We start from the raw sequence: 1,060 nt of genomic DNA, 5'->3' as shown, positions 1-1,060 counted from the left end.
GGCCGTGACCGCACGGCCCCTCCGGCATCGCGTGGCCGTCGTGGCCGTGGCTGTGGCCGTGGCGGACGTCGTAGCCGTCGTCGTGCCCGTAGAAGCCGTCGCGCTCGCCGTGGCCGTGGTGGCCGAACGGGGCGCGGAAACCGTGACCGTGCCGGTGGCCCCGCGGGCCGCGGTGCGTGCGGGGGAGGGGCGTGCCCTCCTCCCACCCGAACGCGCGGGCGATGGCCTCGAGCGATGCGAGCGTCGTGGCGAGGTCGTCCGTGGGGACGGCGTCGACGACCTTGGCGCGGATGCCGTCGACCAGGGCGCCGAGGCGCTCCTTCGCGGCGCGGCCGTCGTCGGTGAGGGACCAGCCCTCGCCGTCGGTGACGACCCACCCGCGGTCGATCAGGCGGCGCAGCTTGTGCGCACGAAGCGGGCGTTCGCGTTCGACCGAGCCGTCGACGACGTTGAGCAGGCGCCAGTCGCGCCGGGTGATGCCCTCGTCGTCGAACGCGGCGGCGAACTCAGCCGCCATGAGGCGGTCGACGGCCTGGAGCCAGTAGCCGAACGGGCGCGGCGGCTGGGGAGTCTCTGTGGTGTCTGTGGTGGTGTTCATGGGGTTGTCCTCTGTTCAGGGGCGGCTGGTGGGCCGCGGTGGTGGCCGGTGGATGTCAGGTGACATATCCATGTGATCCGGCATGTACATGTAGTGTGACATGCAGATCTAAAGCATGTCAAGTCGCATGTAAAATCGAGGCATGGCCACCCGTTCCCGCGACTCCGAACCGCACGACCCCGCCGAGGCGATCGCCCAGGCGCTGTCTCGTCTCCGCGGGCGTCGGCCCGGTCAGCGCGAGCACGGACCGCGCGGACGCGGCGGACCCCACGGCTGGCCCGGCGGAGGTCACGACGGCCCGCACGCCGACGGTGCCCACGAGCACTTCGGCCATCACCGCGGGCACCCCGGGATGCCGCCGTGGATGGCCGACCCCTCCGGACGCCTCGGCGGCCCCGCCCGCATGCGGATGCTCGAGGCGCTGGCCTCGGCGCCCGAACCGCTGAGCGTGAGCGCGCTCGG

General features: G+C 73.0%; 1 protein-coding gene and 1 pseudogene. One reads left to right on the top strand and one right to left on the bottom strand.

What is annotated here, in order from left to right:
- Positions 1-598: winged helix DNA-binding protein (locus DW309_RS11335; protein WP_205812738.1), on the bottom strand; the 598-nt coding region annotated here is incomplete at its 3' end.
- Between the two features lie 142 nt (positions 599-740).
- Here DW309_RS11335 and DW309_RS11330 point away from each other — a divergent pair.
- A pseudogene (locus DW309_RS11330) lies at positions 741-1,060 on the top strand (hypothetical protein); the annotation flags it as partial.

The organism is Microbacterium sp. K41, assembly GCF_004794395.1.
GTDB lineage: Bacteria > Actinomycetota > Actinomycetes > Actinomycetales > Microbacteriaceae > Microbacterium > Microbacterium sufflavum.
This window is presented reverse-complemented; position numbering and strand designations above follow the sequence as displayed.